We start from the raw sequence: 19,440 nt of genomic DNA, 5'->3' as shown, positions 1-19,440 counted from the left end.
GCTCAGGAGAGACGCTGCCCGGACGTGCCGGAGAACACGTGCAGCTCGTCCGGACGGATCCGCAGGTGCAGGGTGTCGCCCATGCGGGGCGGCGTCCGCGGGTCGACGCGCGCGACCACGTTGCGTGACGAGCCCTCCGCGCTCTCCTCGACGCCCGCGCCGAGCTTGCCGTAGACGTAAGCGTCCGAGCCCAGCTCTTCGACCAGCTCGACCTTGATCGGCAGGGCGCCGTCGGCGTCGGTGGTGACCTCCAGCGACTCCGGACGGAAACCGATGGTGACCGTGTCGCCGTCGGCCGCGGACCGGACCTCGGGCTTGAGCGGCACCTGCACGCCGCCGACCTCGGCACCGTCCGCGGTGAGCTTCGCGGCGACCAGGTTCATCGCCGGCGAACCGATGAAGCCAGCGACGAAAACGTTTGCGGGCCGGTCGTACAGCGCGCGCGGGGTGTCGCACTGCTGCAGCAGGCCGTCCGACAGCACCGCCACGCGGTCACCCATCGTCATGGCCTCGACCTGGTCGTGGGTCACGTACACGGTGGTGACGCCGAGCCGGCGCTGAAGCGCGGCGATCTGCGTACGGGTCGAGACACGCAGCTTCGCGTCGAGGTTCGACAGCGGCTCGTCCATGAGGAACACCTGCGGCTCACGCACGATCGCGCGGCCCATCGCGACGCGCTGACGCTGACCGCCGGACAGCGCCTTCGGCTTGCGGTCCAGGTACTGCTCGATGTCCAGCAGCTTCGCCGCGTCGAGCACCTTCTGCTTGATCTCCGACGCCGGCCGCCCGGCGATCTTCAGCGCGAAGCCCATGTTCTGCGCGACCGTCATGTGCGGGTACAGCGCGTAGTTCTGGAACACCATCGCGATGTCGCGCGAACGCGGCGGCAGCTGCGTGACGTCGCGGTCGCCGATCCAGACCGCGCCGTCGTCGATGTCCTCCAGGCCCGCGAGCATCCGCAGCGCGGTGGACTTGCCCGAGCCCGACGGTCCGACCAGCACCAGGAACTCGCCGTCGGCGATCTCCAGGTCCAGCGCGTCGACGGCGGGACGCTCGGTCCCGGAGTAGCGCCGGGTCGCCTTGTCGTAGGTGATGCTGGCCATCGGTCAGTCCTCTCCCAATTTCGCGGAAACCCCGTGCGCGGCCTCGCGCGCCTCGAGGTGGCGTTGCTGGATTTCGATGCCCGCGGCGCGCTGCGCCCCGGTCGGCTCGTCCAAAACGAGCTGGTTCTTGGTTCCGGTCCACGCGGGCGGCTCGGCGGCACCCGCGAGCGCCCACGCGGCCTGTCGAGCGGCGCCCAGCGCGACGTACTCGCCGACCTCGGGAATCACCACGGGCAGGCCGAGCACGATCGGCGCGATCGCCCGCACCGCGGCGGACTGCGCGCCGCCGCCGATGAGCAGCACGCGCTTCACGGCCATGCCCTGCGCGCGCACCGCGTCGAGCCCGGCGGCCAAGCCGCAGATCATGCCCTCGACGGTCGCCCGCGCGACGTTCTCCGGCGTCATGTTCGCCCTGGTCAGACCGTGCAGCGAACCGGTCGCGCCGGGAAGGTTCGGGGTGCGCTCGCCGTCGAGGTACGGCAGCAGCGTGAGCCCGCCCGCGCCCGGTTCGGCGGCCAGCGCGAGCCGGTCGAATTCGGCCAGCTCGACCCCGAGCATCGCCGCGCCCGCGGTGAGTACGCGGGCGGCGTTGAGGGCGGCGGTCAGCGGGAGGAACCGGCCGGTGGCGTCGGCGAATCCGGCGACCAGACCGCTCGCGTCAGCCGCGCCGGTCTCGGTGACGCCGAAAACCGTGCCGCTGGTGCCGATCGAGATCACCGCGTCGCCCGGAGCCAATTCGAGGGCGAGCGCGGCGGCCATGTTGTCGCCGGTGCCCGCGGAGACGAGCATGCCGTCGCTGGTGTGCCCGGCGACATCGGACGGACCAAGCACCGTGGGCAAATCCGGGGTGCGGCCGCCGAACGCGTGCGCGAGGACGTCGGGGCGATAAGTGTTGTCTGTCGGGGAGAAATAGCCGGTACCCGAGGCGTCGCCGCGGTCCGTCACGGCGGTTTCCGGACGGCCGAGCAGCCGCCAGGTGAGCCAGTCGTGCGGCAGCAGGACGCGCGCGACGCGGTCGGCGTTCTCCGGTTCGTGCTCGGCGAGCCAGCGGAGCTTGGTCACGGTGAAGCTGGCGACCGGCACCAGCCCGACCGACTTCGCCCACACGCCGGGTCCGCCGAGCTCGTCGGTCAGGTCCTTGGCCGCCTGCGCGGAGCGGGTGTCGTTCCACAGCAACGCCGGACGGACTACCTCGCCGGCTTCGTCGAGCGTGACCATGCCGTGCTGCTGACCGCCGACGCCGATGGCCTTGACGTCGTCGAGAACGTCGCGAGTGGCGTCCGCAAACGCTTGCGCCCACGCTGCGGGGTCGACCTCGGTGCCGTCCGGGTGCGGTGCGCGACCGGTGCGCACGACCTCGCCCGTGCGCGCGTCGCAGACCACGACCTTGGTCGACTGGGTCGACGAATCGACCCCGGCCACCAGCTCAGCTGTCATAGGGCTGTCCCTCCTCGACGTACTCCGCGGCCTCGACCGCCGTGCCTTCGTTCAGCGCGGCCTCGATCTCCTCGGTCGGAGTGGCTTCGCTGGTGATCAGGAGGTCGTAATCGCCGACGGTGCCGTGCGCGTACGTCGCGGTGCGGCCGAACTTCGAGTGGTCGAGCACCAGCACGTTGCGGTTCGCGGCGCGCAGCACGGCCTTCTTCAGCTCGGCGTAGTCGCGGACCGGGTGGAACAGCCTGCCGACCGCGACCGCGCTCACCGAGACGAATGCGATGTCCACGCGAATCCGTTCGAGCAGCGCGAGCACGTCGGGGCCGGAGCAGGAGTCGTACTCGGGGTCGTAACGCCCGCCGGCGAGGACCACGTCGACGCCGGTGCCCAGCAGCCGCGCGGCCTGCAGCGAGTTGGTGATCACGGTGAGGCGCTCGATCTGCGCGAGCCGCTCGACCAGCGGGAACAGCGTGGTGGAGTCGTCCACGAACACGGCCTGGCCGGGCTCGACCTGCTGGATCGCGAGATCGGCGAGCGCTTCCTTCTCGGCCGAGTGCAGCGTGAACCGGCTGGCGGTCTCCATGGTGAGCGCCGGGTACGCCTCGACCTTGCCGCGCAGCTTCCGCAGCAGCCGCTTGTCGGCGAGTTCGTCGAGGTCGCGATGCATCGTCATGAGGCTGACGCCGAACCGCGCGGTGAGGTCGTCGATCCGGACTTCGCCCTGGTCAATGACGTAGTCGAGGATCTCCTGGCGGCGCTGCTCCACCGCGGCGTCGGACGGGCGCGTCTTCGGCCGTCCTGGCGTGTCTCGACTCACATCTCGTTCTTACCAGATATTGCGAGCCGAGTTAACACGTAACTCGATAACTATGCGGTCGCGCGGACCAACCGGAGAGCGGCGGGGATGGCATCGACCAGACCGGACGCCGACGTCGGCACGTCCTCGGCGGCGAGCGCGCCCGCCAGCGAATGCACCTGCGCGGCGGCTGCGGCGGCCAGCCACGGGTCGAGTCCGGCGGCGAGCAGCGAGCCGACCAGGCCGGTCAGCACGTCGCCGGAGCCAGCGGTGGCTAGCCACGAACCTCGCGGGGTGTTGACCGCGACGCGGCCGTCCGGAGCGGCGACGACCGTGCAGTGGCCTTTCAACAGCACGACGGCGTCGTACTTCTTCGCCGCCTCCCGCGCCGCCGCGACCCGATCCGCGCCTGGACGGCGGCCCATCAAGCGTTCGTACTCGCCGACGTGCGGGGTGAGCACGAGCGGAGTGTCCGGGTCGCGGGCGTCGAGGACTTCGGGGCTGTGCGCGATGAGCGTGGTGGCGTCGGCGTCCGCGCACACTGGGACGCCCTGGCCGAGGATGTGCCGCAGGATCTCCCGGCCTTCCCCGCCGGTGCCGATGCCCGGTCCGACCACCCACGCCTGCACCCGGCCCGCGTCGGTGATCGAGCCGGTCGCGACGATCTCCGGCCAGCGCGAGCGCACGACGTCCGCCGCGTGCCCGGCGTAGCGGACCATGCCCGCGGTCGCGCGGACCGCCGAGCCGGACGCCAGCACCGCCGCGCCTGGATAGGTCGCCGATCCGGCCGCGATGCCGACGACGCCTTGGGTGTATTTGTCGTCCTCCGGCCCGGGAATCGGCCACGCCTCGGCGACGTCGGCCAGATCCAGGCGTTGCAGATCCGGCTCGTCCAGCCAAGGCCGCAGGCCGATGTCCACCAGCACGACTTCGCCGCATTCCTCCGGGGCCAGCACGTGCACGGGTTTCAGCGCGCCGAACGTGACCGTGCGCGCGGCGGTGACATGCGGGCCGTCGACCGCGCCGGTGTCCGGGTCGACGCCGCTCGGCAAATCCACCGCCACTACGGGCGCTTCTATCTGCGCGACCAGCTCAGCTGCGTCCGGACGCAGCGAGCCGCGGGCGGAAATACCGACGATGCCGTCCACGACGGCGTCCGCCTTTTCGATCCACTGTGGACTATCCGCAATGGACACTACCCGACCGCCAGATCGCCGTAGTGCAGCCAATCCGGCCGGGTGCGCCTTCTCCGGCTTCAGCAATACCGCAGCCACCGCGACCCCGCGCCGACGCAGGAAAGCGCCAGCCCACAAGGCATCGCCGCCGTTGTTGCCCGAACCGACGAGCAAGACGACTCGTCGACCGGAGACGCCTCCGGTGCTTTCGGCCAGCAACCCGGCCACCTCGGCGGCGAGGCCGAAGGAGGCCCGGCGCATCAGCTCGCCGTCCGGAGTGCGCGCGAGCAGCAGGTCCTCCGCCGCGCGAATCCGTTCCGTAGTCCAGATTCCTTGCACGGCGGCCCCCGGCTACTCGACAGTGACGGACTTCGCCAGGTTACGCGGCTTGTCGATGTCGTACCCGCGCGAACTCGCGATCTCCGCGGCCAGCACCTGCAGCGGAACGGTCGAAACCAACGGCTGCAGCAGCGTCGGCACCGCGGGCACCTCGATGAGTTCGTCGGCGAACGGGCGCACGGTCTCGTCGCCCTCCTCGGCGATCACGATCGTGCGCGCGCCCCGCGCCTGGATCTCGCTGATGTTCGACACCAGCTTCGAGTGCAGCACCGCCCGGCCCTTCGGCGACGGCATCACGACGACGACCGGCAGGCCCTCTTCGATCAGCGCGATCGGACCGTGCTTCAGCTCGCCCGCCGCGAAGCCCTCGGCGTGCATGTACGCGAGTTCCTTCAGCTTCAGCGCGCCTTCCAGCGCCACCGGGAACCCGACGTGGCGGCCGAGGAACAGCACCGCGCGCGAGTCGGAGATGCGCCGCGCGATCTCGCGCGTCTGGTCCACAGTGGACAGCACCTTCTGCACCGCGGCCGGCATGGCTTCCAGCTCGGCGAACTCGCGGGCGACCTCGTCCGGGTACTTCGTGCCGCGAGCCTGCGCCAGCGCGAGGCCGACGAGGTAGTTCGCGGCGATCTGCGCGAGGAACGCCTTGGTCGAAGCGACCCCGATCTCCGGCCCGGCGTGCGTGTACAGCACCGCGTCGGACTCGCGCGGGATCTGCGCGCCGTTGGTGTTGCAGACCGCGAGGACGCGGGCCTTCTGCTCGCGCGCGTGCCGCACGGCTTCGAGGGTGTCCGCGGTCTCGCCGGACTGGGAGACGGCGACGACGAGCGTGTCGCGGTCGAGAACCGGGTCGCGGTAGCGGAACTCCGACGCCAGCTCCACCTCGACCGGCAGCCGGCACCAGTGCTCGATGGCGTACTTCGCGACGAGGCCGGAGTGATACGCCGAACCGCAGGCGATGACGAAAACCTTGTCGACGTCGCGCAGGTCCTGGTCGGAGATGCGCTGCTCGTCGAGGATGATCCGGCCGGCCTCGAAGTGGCCGCGCAGCGTGTTCGCCAGCGCCTCCGGCTGCTCCTCGATCTCCTTGAGCATGAAGTACTCGTGGCCGCCCTTTTCGGCGGCTGACAGGTCCCAGTCGACGGTGAACGGCTTGGCCTGCGCGGCGTCGCCGTGGAAGTCGGTGACCTCGTAACCGTCGCGGGTGATGACGACCAGCTGGTCCTGGCCCAGCTCGACGGCCTCGCGGGTGTGCTCGATGAACGCGGCGACGTCGGAAGCGACGAAATGCTCGCCCTCGCCGACCCCGACCACCAGCGGCGACGACCGGCGCGCGGCGACGATCGTGTCCGGCTCGTCGGCGTGCGTCACGACGAGCGTGAACGCGCCCTCCAGCCGACGGCACACCGCGGCGACGCTGGCCGGCAGGTCGCCCTTGGTGTCGCCCTCGGTGTAGGCGAGGGAAACCAGGTGCGCGGCGGTCTCGGTGTCGGTGTCGCTGGCCATCTCGATGCCCGCGGCCTCGAGTTCGGCGCGCAACGCGGCGAAGTTCTCGATGATGCCGTTGTGCACCACCGCGACGCGACCGGTGGTGTCCCGGTGCGGGTGCGAGTTCCGGTCGATCGGGGCCCCGTGCGTGGCCCAGCGGGTGTGGCCCATGCCCGCGGTGCCCGCGAACGCGTCGCGGCCGACCTCGTCGAGCCGGGCTTCCAGGTTGGCCAGACGGCCGGCCTTGCGCTCGACTGTCAGCGCGCCGGCGCCGTCCAGCACCGCCACGCCAGCCGAGTCGTAGCCCCGGTATTCCATGCGGCGGAGCCCACCGAGCACGACGTCCAGAGCCGGGCGGTGTCCGACGTATCCCACGATTCCACACACGCGAACTAGCGTAACGAGACAAGTCCAGTCCCCTACTCCGGTCCCTAGAGCGGGCTTTTCAGTGCCGCTGAGCTGGGCGAGCGACCGCGCGGACAACCGTTGACCGGGTCTTCGCTCAGTGTGGCGGCGGACCCCTAAACCGATCGGGGTGGCGCACCGGGCCGGTGCGGGGCACGGGCAGTAAGGTCACGCGCATGGCCAGCAAGCCCAAGCAGCTGCTCACGGAGCTGTCCCACCCGGGACCCCACGAGGTTTTGCGCGGCAACCTCGCCCTGGTCGGACTGCCCGGCGTCGTGTTCACCCCGCGCCAAGGCCTTGGCCTGCCCGCCGTCGCGTTCGGGCACGGCTGGATGCAGCCGGCCACCCGCTACCGGCAGCTCCTGCACCATCTCGCGAGCTGGGGCGTAGTAGCCGCGGCCCCCGCGACCCAGCTCGGCCCGCTCCCGTCGCACCGCCTGCTGGCCGGCGACCTGCTGACGACGCTCGACGTCATCGCCACGGTCCGCCTGGGCCCGGACGGCATCAGCGTCGACCCGCAGAAGCTTGGCCTCGCAGGCCACTCCACCGGCGGCGGCTCGGCGGTCCTGGCAGCCGCCCAGTCCGCCGGAGCAGGCGACGAAGCCCGCCCGAAGGTCCGCGCGGTGGCGACCGTGGCCGCAGCACAGACTTTCCCGCCCGCGACGGACGCCGCGAAGGTGATCAGCGCCCCCGGCCTGCACCTGGCCGTCGACGGCGATCTGGTGGCCCCGGCGGTGGGCCACGCGGACGCCATCGCGCAAGCTTGGGGCGGCCCGGTCCAGCTGCGGACGCTGGCGAAGTCGTCGCACCTGGCGGTGACGGAGGGGCGGCACTGGAGCCAGCTGCTGCTGCAGGGCAAACCGCAGCGCGCGACTCAGCAGCTGACGAAGGCGCTGTTCACGGCGTTCTTCCTGACGCATTTGACGGGTACGGACAAGTACCTGCCGCTGCTGGACGCAGATGTGAAGCGCGCGCCGATCGAGGTTCCGGAGGACGAGGAACCGGCTGCCTGATCAGCCGGTTCGGCTCAGGTAGCCAGCCAGTCGGTGTTGGTGTAGTCGTCCTCGTCGTGGTGCACGCCGCGTCGATGCCGCCCCGACGCCGGAGCGGCGGGCGGTGCCGGAGCAGGAGCTGGCGAAGGCGTGCTCGGCTGTTCCGGAGCGGGCTCGGCGGGCACGTAGCCGGCGCGACGTTCCTTCTCTGCCTCGTCGTCTTCGAAGCCGAAGCTGACCTCGCCCTTGGGCTTCTCGCCGACGGTCGACTCCATCACCCAGCCGCCGGCCTTCGCCGCGCGGCGAGCGCTCTCCTGCACGCGGACGATCACCTGGCCGACCGTGCGCAGCTGCTTGTCGCTGGCCTCTTTGCTTTCCTTGAGGTCTTTCCGGACCCGGCTGCCGATCAACGCGAGCCGTTCCTCCGCCTCGCGTTCGATCTGGGCCATCTTGTGGCGGAACCCCGCCCCCAGGTCTTCGCTGCTCACCGCGTCCTCCCCCGTCCTAACGGCCAGGCTGATCGTCGTCGAGCAACGAACCGCTGATCCGGTTCGAGTTGGACTGCGAACCGAAAAGACCGCCGTCGACACGGTACGCGCTCGACGAACGTTCCTGCTCTCCTCCGCCGCCGCCCGGCGCACTGCCCAGGCCGCCCATCATTCCGCCGCCCATCATCGCCGGGGTGCCGGAGCCGCTCGCCTCGTGATGCACGGGCGCGGTGCCGAGCTGCGAGGTGTCAGTCGGCGGGGCATCGCCCGCCGAGGCCGCCATCGGGTCGCCGGTGTCGCCGAGGCCGACGTGCGGAGCAGTGCCGATCCCGGGGTCGGAGGAGAACGGGTCGAGCACGGACTGGGCGCTCGTCGACTCGTCCGGTCCCGACGCCGCCGCGGCGGGTGCCGGCTCGTATGTCGCGGGCAGTTCGTGCGAGGGCGGCTGGCCCGGGACGATCCGGTGCTCCTGCGCGCCTGGCTGGTCAGGAACGGCCTGGTGGCTTGGCGCGGCAGGCTGGTCAGGCACCGCTTGGTGGCTCTGCGCAGCGAGCTGGTCAGGCACCGCCTGGTGGCTCTGCGCGGCGGGCAGCTCGGAAACGACCTGGTGGCCCTGCGCGGCGACCTGATCCGGTACGCCTTGGCTGGCGGCAGCGGCGACCGGCTGGCCCGCTGCTGCCGCTGCGTCCGGCACCTGCGTCCCGGGAGGCGTCGGCCCGCCCGGCGTGGCCTGCCCGCCGACCGCGGCTCCACCTCCGGCGTGGTGGCCGCTCGGGTTCAGCGCACCGTCGTCGCCGAGGGTGTACTTCGTCGGGTGCCCGGAGCCGTCGTCGATGGTCACGACCGTCGGGCCATCGGCTCCAGACGGCCGTTCGGCCACGATCGACAGCTTGCCGTCCTGGATGTGGATCTTGCCGTCCGGACCCGGCTGGTACTTCTGCGCGCCGTCCTGGTTCTTCGCGGCGTCCTGACCCGGAGTTCCGTCGTGCCCCTGGCCGGTCCCTTGCGCACCGTCGTGCCCTTGGCCGGTCCCTTGCGCGCCGTCGTGGCTCTGCTGGCCGGGCCCGGTCGCCGGGTCCGGATGCTGCTGGCCTGGCACCGGAGTCCCCGGCGGCTGGGTCGCGCCGGGCTTCGTCTGGTCGCCGAAGTCGAGGTCGTAGGTCTTCTGCTTGCCCGTTCCGTCGTCGACGCTGATCCCCATGTGCCCGTCCTTGCCGGGTTCGGACATGGAGATCTTGTGCCCGTCGTGCTCGACGGTCATCGTCTCGGGTTCTTCGGGCTTGAGCGCCGCGCCCGTCTTCGGGTCGATCGGGTACGGCTGCCCGGTCTTCGGATCGACCTCGAGCGGCTGGTGGGTGACCGGGTTGAGGTTCTCGGCCGGCTGCGGCTGAGTCTGCGGCGTTTCCGGCATCTTGGGTGTCTGCGCCGCGGCCGGGGTCGGCCCGGAGCCGCCGGTGCTCGGCATTCCCGAGTCCTTGCCACCGCCGCCGGAGGACGACGGCGTGGTCTGCTGGCCGCCCCCGTCCGACTGCTGCTTCCCGCCGCCCTGGTCAGCGGGCTTCGACGACGTGGTGAAGAGATCCTCGCGGGCCTTGCCCAGCGAAGCGCCCAGCTCGTTCCACACCTGGTCGACGCTGGTGCGCGTGTGCTCGCAGACCTGCTGCCAGTTGGTGACGTGCTTGTCCATGAAGCCGCAGAACCCGGCGAGCCACTTCTTGGCCCACTCCTGCCCGGCGTCCTTGGTGTCGTCGTTGAGGTCGCAGCTGTCCTCGTTCATCTTGTCCTGCATGTCCTTCGGCATCAGCCGAACGAAATGCTTGAAGTCGTCGTCGCTCGCGTTGCGGCCCATCTCGGCGACCCGGATCAACCGGTCGATGTCGCCGGGCGAGAAGTCGCCCTTGTTGGGGTACTCGGTGATGTAGTAATCCTGCAGCCACTGGCATTTCGCCCGGATCAGCTTCGCGATCGAGGCGATGCTGCGGTCGATCAGGCCCGCCCCGTCCTTCAGGGTCTGCTCGACGGCCTTGGTGCCGTCGGTGATCCCTTTCCAGGACTGCTGAGCCGAATCCCGCGCGTTGCCCGACCAGTTGGCGAACACTGTCGCCATCCGATTGTCCTGGTCGGCCGCGGCGTCCACAATGGACGCGTTGACGTCGGTCAATTCCTTGGCGGCGGCCTTGAATTTGTCGAACGGGATGTCCCGCTGCTCGTCGAACGGATCGCCGACGTGCGGCTGGAACGGATGCTCCGGAAGGTTCTGCGCGACGAGACCGCGGGCGCGGTTGTAGAGCGGCAGAAGGTTCCGGAACGGCTGCAAGCCCGAGACACCGAGATCGAGGATCTCGTTCGAGTTCGCGACGCCCGGGTCGGTGTCGGTGTTCTTGGCCCCCTGGTCTTTCAGCTTCTGCTTGTCGCCGTCGACCGCCTGCTGCTGCTTGTCCTGTGCCGCCTTCGCGCCTTTGTCGGCTTGGTCTTTAGCCTTGCCGTACCAGTCGTAGACGTCGCCTTTGCTCGACCACTCCCAGTCCATGTCTCCTTCGGAGATGGACAGCTTGTCCTTGTAGTAGTCGCGCCAATGATTGCGGTCTTCGTCGCTCTGGAAGCCGTAACTCTGCGCTTCGCCGTCGTCGTCTTCGTCCTCGACGTAGTCGAAGTAGCGAAGCGCCAGACCCCGTTTGGTGTTGCTGTCGATGCTGGGGTCGTTCATCAACTGCTGGAACTCTTGGAAGGTCGGGAAGTTCCCGCTGCGCTCGGCCATCAGCGCTTGCCGCTCTTAGTGATGGAGTCCGAGCTGCTCGCCTCGTTGGACGTGTACTTCTTGCTCGCCGACCCGAGGTTGTTCCCGAAGTCCTCAGACGCCTTCACGTAGCTGTCGACGCATTTGCCGACCGCCTCGATGCCGGTCTTGTACAGCTGGAACGAGCCGTGGTGCTTCCGCCCGAAGTCCGCTTCGGTGATCTGCAGCTGCTTCAACGCGGGCAGCGTCGTCTGCAGCCGGTCCTTCGCCGCGTCCCGCACGAATCCGCCCGCCGTCTCCAGCATCTGCGGATCGACATTCTGTCGGTTCCCCACGCTCGCCCCTCCTCGACTGCCCAGTGCTTCCGGACCTTGGACGCACGGAAGCCGTCGGCGGTGCCGGACACTCGTCTACGGAATGTACCCGGAGAGTGACGAGGAGCGCAGCGATTCGGGCAGTTCGGTCAGGAGACCGCGGACACGACCCCGGCCAGCCGATCCGCCGCGGCCTGAGCCGTGTCGTGAGCCGGGGCTTCCACCATCACCCGCACCAGCTGTTCGGTTCCGGACGGGCGCAGCAGGACGCGCCCCTCCTCGCCGAGTTCGGCTTCGACCTCGCCTACGGCGTCGCGGACCTCAGCCGACCCAGCCACCGCCGCCTTGTCCGCCACCGGGACGTTGACCAGCACCTGCGGGAGCCGGTTCATCACCGCGGCCAGTTCTGCCAGCGGCTTGCCCGTCGCGGCCATCCGGGCCATCAGGCGCATCGCCGTGAGCAGGCCGTCGCCGGTGGTGGCGTGGGCGGGGAGGACTACGTGGCCGGACTGTTCGCCGCCGAGGGCCAGGCCCGACGCGCGCAGTTCCTCCAGCACGTAGCGGTCACCCACCGCAGTCGTGACGACCGTGATGCCGTGTGCCTTCATCGCCAGGTGCAGGCCGAGGTTGCTCATCACGGTCGCGACCAGGGTGTCCTTCACCAGCGCGCCTTCTTCGGCCAGCGCCAGCGCCAGGACCGCCATGATCTGGTCGCCGTCCACCAGTTCGCCGGCGGCGTCGACGGCCACGCAGCGGTCCGCGTCTCCGTCGTGGCCGATGCCGAGGTCGGCACCGTGTTCGACGACCGCCGCGCGCAGCAGATCGGGGTGGTTTGAGCCACAGCTGTCGTTGATGTTGAGGCCGTCCGGCTCCGCGTGCAGGGCGACGACCTCGGCTCCGGCCCGGCGGTACGCCTCGGGCGCGGCCGCGGACGACGCGCCGTTCGCGCAATCCACCACGACCTTCAGGCCGGCCAGCGGATGCGGCGTCGCGGCGAGCAGGTGCTCGATGTACTTGTCGAGCGCGTCCGGGACGTCGGTGACCCGGCCGACGCCGTCGCCGGTCGGGCGGGTGACGCCGGTCGCGTCGAGGCCGGATTCGATCTCGTCCTCGATGCTGTCCGGCAGTTTGTGCCCGCCTGCGGCGAAAAGCTTGATGCCGTTGTCCGGCATGGGGTTGTGCGAGGCGGAGATCATCACGCCGAGGTCCGCGTCGAGCGCGCCCACGAGGTACGCGACAGCGGGGGTCGGGAGCACGCCGAGCCGCAGGACGTCCGCACCGGCCGACGCGAGGCCCGCCACCACGGCGGCCTCCAGCATCTCGCCGCTGGCGCGCGGGTCGCGGCCGACCACGGCCACCGGGCGGTGCGAACGGTCGTGCGCCGCCAGCACTCGGGCGGCGCTCGCCGCGACCGACAGGGCCAGTTCCGGGGACAGGTCGGCATTGGCCAGACCGCGTACCCCGTCGGTGCCGAACAGTCGAGCCATCTCGACCTCCTTGTCTTGATTCACCGGCCTCGGGGCGCGCCGGGCCTCGACAAACCTAGCGCCGGGCCCGGCAAGGGCGATCCCCTGCCCTACCCCAAGAGAGTCGTGCCAGTGGCGAAGAACGCATCACCAGGCCCGGAAAACGCCGGAAGCGCCCATCCGATGGACGGATGGGCGCTTCCAGGGTTGCGCCAGAGCGCGAAAATCAGCGCTTGGAGTACTGCGGGGCCTTACGGGCCTTCTTGAGGCCGTACTTCTTCCGCTCCGTGGCGCGCGCGTCACGGGTCAGGAAGCCGGCCTTCTTCAGTGCCGGGCGGTCGTCGGCGTCGACCTCGACCAGCGCACGGGCGATGGCGAGACGCAGCGCGCCCGCCTGGCCCGAGATCCCGCCGCCCTTGAGGTTGGCGAAGATGTCGAAGGAGTCCGGCTTCTCGACGGTGACGAGCGGCTCCTTGATGAGCTGCTGGTGCACCTTGTTCGGGAAGTACTGCTCAAGGGACTTGCCGTTGAGCTTGAACTCACCGGTACCCGGCACGACGCGGACGCGGACCACGGCCTCCTTGCGGCGGCCGACCGTCTGCGCGTTGCCACCGGCGGCACGCGACGGGCGCGGGGCGGCGGCGGACTCGCTGGTCGCCACTGCCTCGGCGGGGGTCTCGGTCGAAGCGACGACCTCGGTCTCGGTGCTGGTCAACTGTTCCTCACTCACTGCGCGACCTGCGCGATCTTGGTGATCTCGCGCGCCTGCGGCTGCTGCGCGGCGTGCGGGTGCTGCGGGCCGGCGTACACCTTCAGCTTCTTGGCCATGGCGCGGCCGAGCTTGTTCTTCGGCAGCATGCCTTTGACCACCTTCTCAACGAGGTGCTCAGGCTTGGTGTCGAGCAGCTCGCCGAAGGAGCGCTTCCGCAGGCCGCCGGGGTAACCGCTGTGCCGGTACGCGAACTTCTGCTCGCGCTTGTTACCGGTGAGAGCGACCTTCTCGGCGTTGACGATGATGACGAAGTCACCGGTGTCCACGTGCGGGGCGTAGGTCGGCTTGTGCTTGCCGCGCAGCAGCGTGGCGACCTCGGTCGCGAGCCGTCCGAGCACGACATCCTCGGCGTCGATCACGTGCCAGGCACGAGTGACGTCGCCGGGCTTGGGGCTGTACGTGGGCAAGGGTCTACCTCGTCGTCATTGCGTGTGGGTAATGTGCGGGCCGAGCGCTGACGCGCCGCAACGCACAACGACATATGAAGATACCCCTGTGGTCCCGCCTCTTGTGCAGCGGGGGTGCGAAGGCGCCTCGTCGGCCGGTCACAGCGTACCTGACCGCTTCCCGGAACCACCACGCCGCCGCGCGGGTCGTACCAGGATGAGACGATTCGAACGCGCGGCCGCGCGAGCACGACGAGCATCTGGGGACGGCAGTTGAAGACACGAGCGAGGACGATCGCAGCCGTACGGACGGCGGGAGCCGTCGCCGCCGTGCTGGCGCTCGCGACCGCGTGCGGGCAGGCCCGCGCCGGCACCGCGCTGCCCGACGGCGACCAGGCCGCCGCGTACGTCGGCGCGAAGTTCGAGAAGGCCATGGCGAAGCTCGGGGACACGATCGTCGACCCGCGCAATGTGACCAACTCCGCGGACCGGTACTTCAAGTTCGACGACAAGTACCTGCACAACATCGTCACCTCCGCGCGCACCGGCAGCCCGGAGAGCCGCATCGTGCACAACCGGTCGCAGAAGAACCCCAACGAGTTCCTCGACTCGTTCACTCCGGCCGACGGCACCGTCGAGTACCTCTACCTCGGACCGGCCTACAAATCGCTCGCGCCGACGCCGTGGGTGTCGATGCCCAAGCCGGAGGCCGGGCTCGTGCAGCCGTGCGCGTGGGGCGGGGTGCAGATCGCGTGCAAGATGGGCGACTCGGTCGACAGCTCGTACAAGGCGGACAAGAAAGCGCTGCGCGGCGCGAAGAGCTCCGCGGACGGCACTGAGCAGCTGACCGTGAACGTGCCGTTCTCGATCTTCCTCGACCGGCGCGTCGAACTGCTCCCGGACAAGGTGGTCAACGAGGTCGGCCCGGAACTGCGCAAAGCCGTGGTGCCGAGCACGATCACGCTGAAGCCGGACGGTTCGCTCGCCGAGTTCACGATGGCGGCCAAGTTCGAGGGCGACGGGCACAAGGTCGAACTGCGCTACGACTTCAAGTTCACCGGCGAGGCCACCGCCTCGGACCTGCCGACGATCCCGGACGCCTCACAGGTCACCGTGCTCGCGGACGACGCGGCCAAACAGGACTTCTACCGCCGGCTCGGCGAACTGCAGGGACGCTGATGCACGCCCGCACGCCGACCGCCGCGCCCATCGAACCCCGAGGTGACCTCCGATGACCCAGCCTCCCGACCAGCAGCCGCCGGGGCAGCCGCAGTGGTGGCAGCCGGGGACGAACGCTCCGCAGCAGCAGCCGGGCTACCCGTCCGAAGTGGACAGCTCCGGCCGGCAGGGCGGCCAGTGGGCGCAACCTCCGGCGCAGCAACAGTTTCCGCAGTATCCGCAGCAGGGTTATCCGGCCCAGCCGTACGGCCAGCAGGGCCAGCCGTACGGCGGTCCCGGTCAAGCGCACAGCCAGCCGACTCCGGTTCAGCAGCAAGGCCAGCCGGGACAGCAGCCCTCTGGAAACCCTTACGGCGGCGGGTTCCAGCCGTCCGAGTACGGCGGTCTCGGCGCGTTTTCCTCGGCCAAGCCAGGAAAACCGCGGTCGAAGAAACCGTTCCTGATCGGCGGCGCGGTCGTCGTGGTGCTGGCCGCCGCGGCCGGGATCTCGTGGGCGACCGGGGTGTTCTCCGGCGACACTCTTGACCAGAAGTCGTTGCAGGACGGCGTTTCCAAGGTGCTCAACGAGAACTACGGCGAGCCGGACGTCAAGAACGTCGCGTGCCCGTCGGGGCAGACGATCGAGAACGGCGCCACGTTCGACTGCACGGTGCAGGTCGGCGGGCAGCCGAAGAAGGTGACCGTGCGGGTGCTCAACGACAAGCCGGAATACTCCGTCGGCGCTCCGCACTGAGCAGCGGAATTCTTTTCCCGCACACGAAACAGCGGTCGAGGCCAGCCGGGACCATCCTTACGGCGGCTGGCTCAAGCCGTCCGAGCACCGCGGGTTCCCCTCGGCCAAGCCAGAAAGCCGCGGTCGAAGAAACCGTTCCCGATCGGCGGCGCGATCGCCGTGGCGCCGGCCACCGCGCCAAGGTGCTCAACGACCAGCCAGAATATCCCGCCGACGCCCCGCACTAACCGCGAAAATCTTTCCCCGCACACGAAAACGGCGGGCCTGCACCCGAAGGTGCCTGGCCCGCCGTGGTTTCGGAGCGTGGCTCAGAACAGGTTCTGCACCGAGCGGTCCGTCGCCTGGTAGCCGTCCGCGATCTGCGGCAGCACGGCGGCGATCTGCGCCAGAAGCTGGGTGAACTCGTCGAACTTCTGGTCCCACTCGTTCTGGGCCTGGATGTACTGGTCCTTCGCTTCACCGCTCCAGCTGTGGGTCAGCGGGTTGAGGTCGCTCTTCAGGTTGTCGAAGAGGCTCTTCAGCTCGCTACCGGTGGCGGTGCAGTCCTCCGCGGCGCGGTGGATCGTACCCGGGTCTACAACAATGCGGCCGTCAGGCATGTCAAGCTCCTGTCAGAAGAATGAATGAAGATGAAGTCGAATCCGAACGGGAAAGATCCCGATCAGCCAAGAACGCCGAAGCCCTTGTTGAGCGAGTTGATGTGCTCGTGCTGCGCCGCCTCGCTCTTGGCGTACATCGAGCCACCTTCCTGAAGCAGGGTGCCGATGCGGTGCAGAGCGTCGTTCAGGCCACGACCGCAGTCGTCGAAGCGGCGCATGACGTTGTCGAAGGCACGCTGCGCGTCGCCTTCCCAGCCCGCGCGGGTCGCTTCGATGTTGGAGCGCAGGTCGCCCAGGTTCTTGTTCATCCGGCCGGTCGCGTCGACAACGCGCCCCTCGGCCTGAGTGAATTCCTTCGGATCCCCAGTGAAGCCGCCAGCCATGGGAACTACCCCCTTCGTGAGTGGTTGTGCGCGCCGGCTGGTGTTTCCGGCACTGCACCTACGACGAAGACATTGCCAGTTCGGTTCACACTTGTCGCGACTTCTTCTCAAGTAGTTGCTTGCGTGAACGCCGGATCAGGGAACCGCCCGGCAACGGCCGGGTGAACGGCCTCCGCGTGCTCCCGAAAAAACCTTGTCCACCAGCGTGGTTAGCACACGCACAGCCGGTTCCCGGAATATTTCAAGAGTCCCGGCTCATGATTCGCGACTGCGAAAAGTCCTCGTCCTCTTCACTCGTCCGTGTCTGTTCGGGCGAAATCTCGGGACGAACGGGAACCGGCTCGGCAGCGGCGGGTTCCGCGGGCATCGGCAATCCGCGGGCCGCGCGGAACCGGCGGGCGGCCCCGCGCAACGCGGACGGCGCGGGCTCCGCGGCTCCGGAAAGCCGCCGCCTGCCGAACTCCTTCAGCAGTTCCCGGTTTTCGCCGCGGCGCCGTTCGCTGCGCGCGAGCGCGGTGCCCGCGACGCGGCGCGAAAAAGTGACTGCGTCCTGGCCTGCTCGGGTGAATGCCGCCGGCGCGGATTCCGGTTCGGAGGCCACGAGTGCTCCTTCAGCTGGTGATCTTCAACGTGCGCACCACCTGCTCGCACGCGGCGTCGACGCGCTGCTGCACCGCCGGCGATTGGTACTGGCAGCCGACGTGCACCCGGATCCGGCCCTGCACGAGCACATACCAGCGGACGGTAATCCGTTCCGGTTTGCTCTCGACGTAGCCGATCACGCTCCGGCCACCGTAGGTCAGATCAGGGCGGAACGCAGTGTAGTTCGCGTTTCCGGTGACCCCGGACTGCAAAGCGCTGACGAGTTTCTGCCGGTCCGCCGTCGCGTCGTAGTCCATGACGAACTCCTGCGCGAGCACGAGATCGTTGCCCCGCTCGGCGTCCTGCGGGTGCAGGATCACCTGCCGGTCCGCGACCTCGTCGGTGGTTTGGATCCAGTCGTTCGGCGCGACGAGGCTGAAGTCGTATTGGGAGAAGGAACGACCCTGATCGGAGTTGTCCCCGCTGCTGACGAAATACACGACTCCGCCCGCGATCAGCGCCACGACCGCCACCGCCGCGGTGATCAGCAACCACCGGCGGCGTTTCTTCGCCTTGCCTCCGGAACCGCCCTCCGCCCCGGGAGCGGAGAATATTCCGTTCCCGGAACCGTTCTGCCCCAACGCGTTCTTGCCCGGTCCAGTCCGCGGTGGACTCGGGGGCGCCACGGCTCCGAACGGCGCGCTTTGCGGCGCCCTGGCCGGATCGGCGGGCGAGAACCCGCGCGGCGGCGCCGGAACGTTTCGCGGCGGCGCGTTCAGCGCGTTCGGCACCGGCGGCAGGCTGCGCCGGGTCGGCGCGTCCCCGCGGACGATCTCGGTGCGGTGGTCGGGTTGCCCCGGGATCGACGAACCGGGCAGCACGCCGGTGCGGTCCGGTTCCAGCAGCACCGCCCGGAGCGCGCCGCGCGCGACGACCGTCTCCGGCTGGTCCAGGCTCGTCGGCACCACGCCGGTGCGCTCGTGCACCAGCCGGGAGATCATCGGGATCCGGCTCGAACCGCCGACGAGGAAGATCGCCGCGAGCTGCTTCGGGCGCAGGCCGGAGTCGGCGATCGCGCCGCTGGTCAGCTCGACCACCCGGCCGAGCGGAGCCCCGATCAGCCGTTCCAGGTCCGCTCGCGTCACGTGCGCGTCCGCGAACGGCGGCGGCAACGGCACATCGGTGTACGTGTGCCGGGACAACGTCTCTTTCGCGCCGCGGACGTCCTGGCGCAGCACCCGGCGACGGCGGCGCTCGGCCAGCTCGCGGCCCTCGACCAGCTGCCGCCACGCCTGCGGATCCGTGCCGGACACCAGCGACCCGACGTGCTCCAGCAACGCCTGGTCGATGTCGGCCCCGCCGAAACTCGGGTCGCCTCGCGTGGCCAGCACCTGGAACCCGCCCCGCTGCGGCGGCGCGCCCGGCGCCCGGGCCGCGCGCGCGGCCTCCGGCGACCGCTGGACGACGCTGACGTCGACCGTGCCGCCGCCAAGATCAAGCACGGCCAACGCGTCGCCAGGACGGCCGGAGAACTCGACCGTCCGACCGCCCGGCGAAGCTTCCGGAGCGAAGGTGGCCGCGTGGTACACCGCCGCGGCGACCGGCTCCGGCACCAGCGCCACCTCGCGCGCCAGCCTGCCCGCGGCCTGCCGCAGCAGCCGGGTGCGGATCGCGCCCCAGTCCGCCGGGTGGGTGAGCACCAGCAGATCCACCTCGGCGTCGCCCGCGACGCGCCGCGCCTCGGCGACCGCCCGGTCCAGCACCGCGTGCACGACGTCGATGACCCGCAGCACCGAATCGCCGAGCAGCAGATCGCCCTCGTCGATCCGCCGCTTCGGATTCGGCTCGTACCGCGCCGGGTCGACGGCAGCCTGCCGCTCGGCCTCCTGGCCGACGAACAGGGTGCCGTCGGACGCCGCGTACACCGCCGAGGACATCAGCGGCTGCCCGTCGATCACCACGACCTGCGGTTCGCGGCCGTTGACCGACACGACGACACAGGTGCTCGAGGTCCCGAAGTCGATCGCGACCCGCACCGTCACCGGGCACCCCTTCGGTCAAGCGCGCCG

Annotated in this window: 18 protein-coding genes; 3 read left to right on the top strand and 15 right to left on the bottom strand. The window is 69.9% G+C overall.

Annotation, left to right across the window (positions count from 1 at the left end):
• Nucleotides 1–2 precede the first annotated feature (2 nt).
• From ACZ7OI_RS31060 to glmS, 5 genes are read right to left on the bottom strand one after another with little or no spacing between them, the layout of a single operon-like run.
• Nucleotides 3–1,103, bottom strand: a complete 1,101-nt coding sequence (locus ACZ7OI_RS31060) for an ABC transporter ATP-binding protein (RefSeq protein ID WP_470267664.1) — start codon at nt 1,101–1,103, stop codon at nt 3–5.
• 3 nt (nt 1,104–1,106) lie between these two features.
• Nucleotides 1,107–2,540 (bottom strand): xylulokinase, encoded by a 1,434-nt coding sequence (xylB, locus tag ACZ7OI_RS31055; protein WP_470267663.1) that lies wholly within the window; start codon nt 2,538–2,540, stop codon nt 1,107–1,109.
• A complete protein-coding gene (locus ACZ7OI_RS31050; RefSeq protein ID WP_470267662.1) occupies nt 2,530–3,354 on the bottom strand; it encodes a DeoR/GlpR family DNA-binding transcription regulator in 825 nt (274 codons plus the stop codon). The genes xylB and ACZ7OI_RS31050 overlap by 11 nt, the downstream gene beginning before the upstream one ends.
• A gap of 50 nt (nt 3,355–3,404) precedes the next feature.
• Nucleotides 3,405–4,847: an NAD(P)H-hydrate dehydratase gene (locus ACZ7OI_RS31045; protein WP_470267661.1), complete on the bottom strand. Its 1,443-nt coding sequence runs from the start codon at nt 4,845–4,847 to the stop codon at nt 3,405–3,407.
• A gap of 12 nt (nt 4,848–4,859) precedes the next feature.
• Nucleotides 4,860–6,722 carry a glutamine--fructose-6-phosphate transaminase (isomerizing) gene (glmS, locus tag ACZ7OI_RS31040; protein WP_470267660.1) on the bottom strand — a complete coding sequence of 621 codons (1,863 nt, stop codon included), beginning with the start codon at nt 6,720–6,722 and terminating at the stop codon, nt 4,860–4,862.
• Between the two features lie 194 nt (nt 6,723–6,916).
• Between glmS and ACZ7OI_RS31035 the strand changes: the two genes are divergently transcribed.
• Complete coding sequence (locus ACZ7OI_RS31035; RefSeq protein ID WP_470267659.1) at nt 6,917–7,753, top strand: dienelactone hydrolase family protein; 837 nt, start codon at nt 6,917–6,919, stop codon at nt 7,751–7,753.
• Between the two features lie 14 nt (nt 7,754–7,767).
• On the opposite strand, the gene ACZ7OI_RS31030 is transcribed toward ACZ7OI_RS31035, so the two are convergent.
• The 6 genes from ACZ7OI_RS31030 to rplM form a co-directional block, all read right to left on the bottom strand.
• Complete coding sequence (locus ACZ7OI_RS31030) at nt 7,768–8,220, bottom strand: hypothetical protein (protein WP_470267658.1); 453 nt, start codon at nt 8,218–8,220, stop codon at nt 7,768–7,770.
• Nucleotides 8,221–8,236: 16 nt separating this feature from the next.
• On the bottom strand, nt 8,237–10,978 hold the full coding sequence (locus tag ACZ7OI_RS31025) for a WXG100 family type VII secretion target (protein ID WP_470267657.1): 2,742 nt from the start codon (nt 10,976–10,978) through the stop codon (nt 8,237–8,239).
• Entirely contained in the window at nt 10,978–11,292 is a 315-nt protein-coding gene (locus ACZ7OI_RS31020) for a hypothetical protein (RefSeq protein WP_354748171.1), read from the bottom strand. Before ACZ7OI_RS31020 ends, ACZ7OI_RS31025 begins: the two co-directional genes overlap by 1 nt.
• A gap of 128 nt (nt 11,293–11,420) precedes the next feature.
• A complete protein-coding gene (gene glmM / locus ACZ7OI_RS31015; protein ID WP_470267656.1) occupies nt 11,421–12,758 on the bottom strand; it encodes a phosphoglucosamine mutase in 1,338 nt (445 codons plus the stop codon).
• Between the two features lie 205 nt (nt 12,759–12,963).
• Nucleotides 12,964–13,452, bottom strand: a complete 489-nt coding sequence (rpsI, locus tag ACZ7OI_RS31010) for a 30S ribosomal protein S9 (RefSeq protein ID WP_037816243.1) — start codon at nt 13,450–13,452, stop codon at nt 12,964–12,966.
• 11 nt (nt 13,453–13,463) lie between these two features.
• Nucleotides 13,464–13,916: a 50S ribosomal protein L13 gene (rplM, locus tag ACZ7OI_RS31005; protein WP_009072361.1), complete on the bottom strand. Its 453-nt coding sequence runs from the start codon at nt 13,914–13,916 to the stop codon at nt 13,464–13,466.
• A gap of 252 nt (nt 13,917–14,168) precedes the next feature.
• Here rplM and ACZ7OI_RS31000 point away from each other — a divergent pair, with 252 nt between their 5' ends.
• Nucleotides 14,169–15,074: a hypothetical protein gene (locus ACZ7OI_RS31000; protein WP_470267655.1), complete on the top strand. Its 906-nt coding sequence runs from the start codon at nt 14,169–14,171 to the stop codon at nt 15,072–15,074.
• 52 nt (nt 15,075–15,126) lie between these two features.
• Nucleotides 15,127–15,807, top strand: a complete 681-nt coding sequence (locus tag ACZ7OI_RS30995; RefSeq protein ID WP_470267654.1) for a DUF4333 domain-containing protein — start codon at nt 15,127–15,129, stop codon at nt 15,805–15,807.
• 308 nt (nt 15,808–16,115) lie between these two features.
• On the opposite strand, the gene ACZ7OI_RS30990 is transcribed toward ACZ7OI_RS30995, so the two are convergent.
• From ACZ7OI_RS30990 to ACZ7OI_RS30975, 4 genes are all read right to left on the bottom strand, one after another.
• Nucleotides 16,116–16,406, bottom strand: a complete 291-nt coding sequence (locus ACZ7OI_RS30990) for a WXG100 family type VII secretion target (RefSeq protein WP_116202478.1) — start codon at nt 16,404–16,406, stop codon at nt 16,116–16,118.
• Between the two features lie 62 nt (nt 16,407–16,468).
• Entirely contained in the window at nt 16,469–16,789 is a 321-nt protein-coding gene (locus ACZ7OI_RS30985; RefSeq protein ID WP_116202477.1) for a WXG100 family type VII secretion target, read from the bottom strand.
• 241 nt (nt 16,790–17,030) lie between these two features.
• On the bottom strand, nt 17,031–17,390 hold the full coding sequence (locus ACZ7OI_RS30980) for a hypothetical protein (RefSeq protein WP_470267653.1): 360 nt from the start codon (nt 17,388–17,390) through the stop codon (nt 17,031–17,033).
• A gap of 10 nt (nt 17,391–17,400) precedes the next feature.
• Nucleotides 17,401–19,413 (bottom strand): type VII secretion-associated protein, encoded by a 2,013-nt coding sequence (locus tag ACZ7OI_RS30975; protein WP_470267652.1) that lies wholly within the window; start codon nt 19,411–19,413, stop codon nt 17,401–17,403.
• Nucleotides 19,414–19,440: the final 27 nt, after the last annotated feature.

The organism is Amycolatopsis sp. NPDC114503 (assembly GCF_055633655.1).
This window is presented reverse-complemented; position numbering and strand designations above follow the sequence as displayed.

Excerpts from the sequence above, each read along its gene's own strand:
- ACZ7OI_RS30995 (WP_470267654.1), top strand. The coding sequence starts at position 15,127 with ATGACCCAGCCTCCCGACCAGCAGCCGCCGGGGCAGCCGCAGTGGTGG.
- ACZ7OI_RS31025 (WP_470267657.1), bottom strand. The coding sequence starts at position 10,978 with ATGGCCGAGCGCAGCGGGAACTTCCCGACCTTCCAAGAGTTCCAGCAG.
- ACZ7OI_RS30985 (WP_116202477.1), bottom strand. The coding sequence starts at position 16,789 with ATGGCTGGCGGCTTCACTGGGGATCCGAAGGAATTCACTCAGGCCGAG.
- glmM (WP_470267656.1), bottom strand. The coding sequence starts at position 12,758 with ATGGCTCGACTGTTCGGCACCGACGGGGTACGCGGTCTGGCCAATGCC.
- ACZ7OI_RS31060 (WP_470267664.1), bottom strand. The coding sequence starts at position 1,103 with ATGGCCAGCATCACCTACGACAAGGCGACCCGGCGCTACTCCGGGACC.
- ACZ7OI_RS31035 (WP_470267659.1), top strand. The coding sequence starts at position 6,917 with ATGGCCAGCAAGCCCAAGCAGCTGCTCACGGAGCTGTCCCACCCGGGA.
- ACZ7OI_RS30990 (WP_116202478.1), bottom strand. The coding sequence starts at position 16,406 with ATGCCTGACGGCCGCATTGTTGTAGACCCGGGTACGATCCACCGCGCC.
- xylB (WP_470267663.1), bottom strand. The coding sequence starts at position 2,540 with ATGACAGCTGAGCTGGTGGCCGGGGTCGATTCGTCGACCCAGTCGACC.